This is a genomic window from Alteromonas salexigens (assembly GCF_025628895.1).
Lineage (GTDB): Bacteria > Pseudomonadota > Gammaproteobacteria > Enterobacterales > Alteromonadaceae > Alteromonas > Alteromonas salexigens.
In genome coordinates, this window is the sequence record NZ_JAOTJC010000016.1 from 106032 (window position 1) to 112102 (window position 6071).

The following is a 6071-nucleotide window of genomic DNA, read 5'->3' on the forward strand; positions in this document are numbered from 1 at the left end:
CTAGAAAAACCGCTGAGGAATGGTGATCACATCACCTGGTTGGATTTGTGCACTGACGTTAACCTCTAACGATATCGTCCGGTCGTCACGCTCACGTACAATCTCAATGTCATCCCGCTCTGCCCGCTCGGTGTAACCACCGGCCAGCGCCACCGCCTTATTCACCGATAGCCCGGGCTGATAGGGGTAACCGCCCGGCTGTTTCACTTCACCGTCAATGAAAAAAGGCCGGTACTCCAAAATGGTCACCGCCACTGAGGGGTTCACCAGATAATCACCTTTTAAGCCATCGTAAATTAATTGCTCTACCTCCGATAAGGTCATCCCCACCAGTTCTAACTCGCCCAGAAACGGATAATTAATTACCCCGATGTCCGGCAGGCGGGACTCAACTGAGAGCGACTTTTCGCCAAATACGGTGATTTGTATTTTGTCACCCACACCTAACTGATAACTCCGCATGCCGGTGGGCTCTGATTCAGCCAACCCCTGCAAACTAAACAGGCTGCCGACGATCAGGCCACACCACACAAGCCACCACAGACGTCCCCGCCTCATAACGTGACCTTGGTTGTGATGCCGACTACGTTGCGGTCAAAGCTCACCAGCTCCCGGGTACTGTCCCGTTGGCTGAACTCATAAAATACGCCCACCTGAAGCCAGCGCCGGAACTGGTAGTCAGCTGCCAGTTGTGCGCGGGTCACATCGTCATTCCGGGCAGTGGTTATCTCAGCACCCTCGTAATCGTTTTGCTCATGGGCTAGTGCCATCGTCGTAGAAAAGCGGGTTAGCCAGGCGTGTCGCCAGCTAATGCGGTAATCCTGGCTACGGATATAATCGCCTTCACCATTGGTTTCCCGGGTATCGGCTCCGGTGGCCAGCTCAATCTCAGAATACGTCCGCGGTTGCCAGGTTAGTCCGGCTTCCCAGTCGATGCCCTCGAATGATTCGCGACCCGGCGCGTCGAATGATTTCTGCTTATAGCCTACCTTGGCAAACCCGGTGGTCGCGGCAGTGGACTCCCAGGTGAAGCCCGCCAGCACGCGATCTTCCTGATTATCCAGCGGGCTTTGAGGGTCCGCTGCCACGTCATAATCTATCTGTTGATGGGACGCATCCAGTACCAGATGGGTGCGTCCGGCAAGGCGATAGAAAAACTGTCCGCCTACTTTTGTATAACTTCTGTCGCGAATAAGATACGCCTGCGAATCGTTGTCGTAATCCAGTTCTTCATACCCTGCGCGCAACTCAACACGGCCTGGTGAAGACACCGAGCCGAATTCGTACGTGGCTGATACGCCGGGCTTTTTATAAGTATCTACCTGGTTTAGCTGATTGCCGAAACCGCTGGAAAACTGACGACCACGCTGGTCATGGCCATCTTCGAAACCCAGCTTGGTGGTAAACCGGTTACGCCGATCCATTTCAAAGTTGCCAGCGACGTGGACAAAATGATCGGTATAATTGTCAGCAGGGCTGGAGAAGTATTCGCCCCGTTCACCCCGGTACACAAATTCAAGCTCATTGGTGCCGAACCCGCTGACCGCTTTAATTTGCGGTGAAATGATCCCCACCCAGCTGGTGATATGCGCACTCTCTTCGCTGGCGTAGGTGACGTTGTCGATATACAACATGTCGGTAGACAGCGACGGGATCAGGTCAAAACCCTGCATATCAATGCGACCCGCTTCCTGTGCCACTACCGGCGAACTTGTTCCCAGAAAACAAAAGGCTGCGAGACCAGAAATCCTATAAAACATATTGAATCCACACTAAAAGTAAAAATTGCAGCTTACCGTGTCTGTACCGCCAGCGCAGCTATTAACATGCTCTCGCGCCGTATCAGACCCTGTCTTTCACTCCCCTCAACGGGAATTAATGTAAATCCTTCATGCTAATTGCGTGCCACCGGCCTGACATATTCCACCGTGTAAATGGAATACGACACTGTTCAGCCATGCCCACGTCAAGTCTGCGCATTATTTAATCAACCCAACTAACTACCTGTGAAATATAAAAAAAGCCGAACTGGCCATAACGCTGTCACGCTGGCTTGCACAGCCACGTTGATTGAAAATATCACTGCAGACAGAGCAAGTTGGAATGTAAGTTGCTGTAATCCTGGTGAGCAACAGATCCCATTTCGTGTGTTGTTGTGAATGGTCACAACCCCGATGGACTTCTGGTTTTTTACTCGGAGCGAAACCAACATGAAATTTAACTTACTGCAAAGCCAGCTACTTACCGGCAATGCGTCATCAAGGGACGAGCGTGCAGGCGTAACCGGCCATTATCAAAGCAGTTTTTCTACTATCTACCGGTTGATAGATGTGGCGTTTATTACGCTGTGTTTTTACGGCGCGGCCTATATTTACGGGTTAGAGGTTACCGCTACCGGTCTTATTCTGCTGTTTACCCATGTTGTATGTTTCCAGTTGGGTGCCGAAGCACTGGACTTATACCGCTCATGGCGTAGCAATAATACGACATCATTATTGCGGTGCGCTGCCATCTGCTGGTTAACGAGCTGTCTGGTCACGCTGACGGTCGGCTACTTTTTTGCCCACAGTCTGACCTTATCGCCAGCCATGGTGATGGTGTGGTTTGGTACATCCTTTATTTTCCTGCTCAGCTGGCGCATGGCGATGCGGCTGGTCATGTTCAAAGTACGTAAAAGCGGCATGAATACCCGTTCAGCTATTGTGATCGGTGCTACCCAGGTTGGCCATAATATGGCTACGCAAATGATGGAAAATGATCATCTGGGTATCAAATTCATGGGGATGTATGACGACCGCCCCCACGACCGCTTAGCCCACGAGTTCCAGGACCAGGTGAATGGCAGCATTGACGAGGCCGTGGAACTGGCGAAGCAGCGCCAGATTGATTATATCTACATTGCCTTGCCCACGTCGGCAGAAGCTCGCATTAAGCAAATACTGGAGAAGTGCAGCGATACCACGGCGAACGTGTATCTTATCCCTAACTTCTTTATGTATACGCTGCTCAACTCTCGCTGGCAGAGCATTGGTAACCTGCAGGCGCTGAGCGTCTATGATACGCCTTTCCAGGGTGCCAATGATGTGCTTAAGCGCATTGAAGATATTATTCTGAGCGCCGTTATCCTGTGCATGCTGGCTATTCCGATGCTGGCGATTGCCGCCGCAGTCCGCTACACGTCTCCCGGGCCGGCGATCTTTAAACAGAAACGGTACGGTCTGGATGGCAAAGAAATCACTGTGTATAAGTTCCGCTCAATGTCCACTCAGGATAATGGCAGTACGGTGAAGCAAGCCACCAAAAACGACCCCCGGGTTACGCCGCTTGGTGCTTTTTTGCGTCGCACCTCGCTGGACGAACTGCCGCAGTTTATTAACGTGCTGCAGGGTCGTATGTCGATTGTGGGCCCCCGCCCCCATGCCGTGGCGCACAACGAGGAATACCGTAAGCTGATTACCGGTTATATGCTGCGTCATAAAATTCGGCCGGGTATTACCGGCTGGGCGCAGGTTAACGGCCTGCGTGGCGAAACGGAAACAGTCAACAAGATGATGCAACGGGTAGAATACGATTTGGACTATATGCACCGTTGGTCAGTCTGGTTTGATTTAAAAATCATCCTGCTTACTGTGGTGGGTGGTTTTTCAGGTAAGAACGCTTACTAACAGAGGCTTGCCCCGCGCCGTGCTTTCCGCGGCGGGGCCCTCTCCCTTCCTTTCACTACGCATCCACCAGGATGTGAAGCCTGACCGCGCTTGCTCGGATACTGCGCCGTTACTTCGTGCAACCTCGCAGCACCCTCCCGGTGAGGACGGGATTTAGTTGAGAGTAGGAATAGGTAGCAGCGGCGATAAAATCTCCCCCACCCGCCTGAATAACTGCATGCGGGTGGTGCCACCTCGCCACACCAGGCCAATTTCCCGATAGGCATTATCTTCCGCACTAAAGGCTTTCAATGCAGTATTCGACAAAATTTGCTGATTCAGCGCCAGCTCTGGCAGGAAGGTGTAGCCGAGCTTACTGTTAGCCAGTTGCACCAGGGTATATAAGCTGCTGGCTGCCAGACTGCTCACCTGTTCGCTATGGCGCAGATTACAGGCACTCACGGCGTGTTCTGTCATGCAGTGTTCCTGCTGCAACAGAAAAATACTGTTTTTAGGCAGCGTGGTGATGTCGAGCGGATCCGGCAAGGTGTCCGCCAGCTCACGGTGTGCAATCAGGTGGAAGGGATCATGGCCCAATACCATTTGCTTGCACCCTGGTGTCTCCATGGGCAATGCCAGAATAAGCAAATCCAGTTTGCCGTCATTTAATTCCTGTAACAGATGCTCGGTGGTGTCTTCCTGTAACTCAAGGGCAATATCCGGCAGAAACGTATTAAATGCGCCTATCATGCCTTCAAACAGGAACGGGGCGATGGTCGGTATGACCCCCAGCTTAAGTTTTCCGCGCTGCCAGTTGCCTGCGTTTTGCGCAAATTCCACCAGCTCGCCGGCTTCCTGCAGCAGAATTTTGCTGCGGTTGACCACCTCCAGCCCCAGTGAAGTAAATACAAAGGTTTTATGTTCACGTTCCAGCAGCTGGCTGCCAAAGTGCTCTTCCAGGTTCTGAATTGCCGTACTTAATGTCGACTGACTGACATTACAGCGCTGCGCAGCCCGGTGAAAATGCTGCTCCTGATGGAGGGTGACCAGATAATGTAAATGTTTGAGATTAGGCCACTTCATAAAACGCCCTTTTAGATTAAGAATGCCACTCTTAATCTATCATGAGTATTACGCGACGAACAAGCGTTCAGCCCTTACTGTGACGTATTTGCGCCCAGACCCACCGTTGCCGTCTTTGCGCCCAGACCCACCGTTGCCGTCTTTTTCACCCATCGCAACGGTGGCGCTTGTGTATCTTGCGGGCTTTGCGCTAGTGTTAATGAATGAGGTGCTATCCAACCCGATAAGCTGACAGGATCATGTAAATGAAAGGCCATTACCAGAATATACTTTGTGTGCTGTACGACACGCACAAGCAGGATGAAGTTGTTGCTCAGGCTATCCACGTAGCCAAGAGCCATCAGGCCAAACTGACGATCATGCTGGCATTGGAAACTCTGCCTCCCAATGCCAATATTGTGATGGAAAGCTTCTCCTACATTGACTCAGAACAGTCCATGGACTCGGCGGCAGAGTCCTGGCTGCAATCCCAGAGTGAAACCTGGAGCACAGATTACCCTGTGACTTGCGAAGCGCGCTTTGGGCATCCCTTCATGGAGGTGATGAAGAAAATCATTAACGATAAGCACGATCTGGTTATCAAGCTGTCAGAGACCACCATTATTGACCGCTTGTTCGGTAGTGATGACTTACAATTGCTGCGCAAATGCCCGTGCCCGGTGTGGGTTGTGCATCGTGGCAATGCTAAACAGTATGCCAGTGTGGTGGCAGCCCTCGATTTAAACTACCACTACCCTGAACACGAGATTTCGGTACGCAAACAACTTAATCTCGACATCTTGCGCCATGCCACTGAAATTGCGCTGCTGGAGTTTGCGCAACTGCACATTGTGCATGTGTTTGACTCCGTCCCTGAACACATTCTGCGGGGCGAGTTTATCAGTGTGGATGAAGACGCCATGCAACACGACCTGGCCAGTATCCATAAGGAGCGGGATGAGGAACTAGATCGGCTGCTGGAGGAGTTAGATAAGGAACGGGAAGCCGGTGTGCTTGATTATCTGCAGCCGCAGCGTCATTTGGTGCACGGTTATCCGCGTAAGGAAATTGCCGCTACGGCTACGTCTCTGGCCGCGGATGTGGTGGTGATGGGCACAGTAGCCCGCCTTGGCGTCCCCGGTTACATCATGGGCGGCACCGCCGAAGAAACCATCCACCAGTTACCCTGCGCTGTAGTGGGCCTGAAACCCGACGGTTTTGTTTCTCCCATTAGCTTTGACGACTAACCTTACGGCGGACTGACAGACATAAAAAAACCGGGTTTTCACCCTAATGCCGATCAGTTAAGAATTTAATGATCGGTTGACCGATCTTTTGAAGGGTTCAAAATCCGATATCAGTTTC

General features: G+C 51.8%; 5 protein-coding genes. 2 read left to right on the forward strand and 3 right to left on the reverse strand.

Going from position 1 to position 6071, the window contains the following annotated elements:
• Both OCL06_RS16125 and OCL06_RS16130 read right to left on the reverse strand, forming a co-directional pair.
• Positions 1-558, reverse strand: coding sequence for a polysaccharide biosynthesis/export family protein (locus OCL06_RS16125; RefSeq protein ID WP_262996453.1), 558 nt, complete (start codon positions 556-558; stop codon positions 1-3).
• Positions 555-1760, reverse strand: a complete 1206-nt coding sequence (locus tag OCL06_RS16130; RefSeq protein WP_262996455.1) for an outer membrane beta-barrel protein — start codon at positions 1758-1760, stop codon at positions 555-557. Before OCL06_RS16130 ends, OCL06_RS16125 begins: the two co-directional genes overlap by 4 nt.
• Positions 1761-2210: 450 nt before the next feature.
• Between OCL06_RS16130 and OCL06_RS16135 the strand changes: the two genes are divergently transcribed.
• The gene (locus tag OCL06_RS16135) at positions 2211-3665 is read left to right on the forward strand and encodes an undecaprenyl-phosphate glucose phosphotransferase (RefSeq protein WP_262996457.1); all 1455 of its coding nucleotides are present in this window, start codon (positions 2211-2213) and stop codon (positions 3663-3665) included.
• Positions 3666-3818: 153 nt separating this feature from the next.
• Here OCL06_RS16135 and OCL06_RS16140 read toward each other — a convergent pair whose 3' ends face one another.
• Positions 3819-4727, reverse strand: a complete 909-nt coding sequence (locus OCL06_RS16140) for a hydrogen peroxide-inducible genes activator (RefSeq protein WP_262996460.1) — start codon at positions 4725-4727, stop codon at positions 3819-3821.
• A gap of 245 nt (positions 4728-4972) precedes the next feature.
• On the opposite strand from OCL06_RS16140, the gene OCL06_RS16145 reads away from it, so the two are divergent.
• On the forward strand, positions 4973-5953 hold the full coding sequence (locus tag OCL06_RS16145; RefSeq protein WP_262996462.1) for a universal stress protein: 981 nt from the start codon (positions 4973-4975) through the stop codon (positions 5951-5953).
• Positions 5954-6071: the final 118 nt, after the last annotated feature.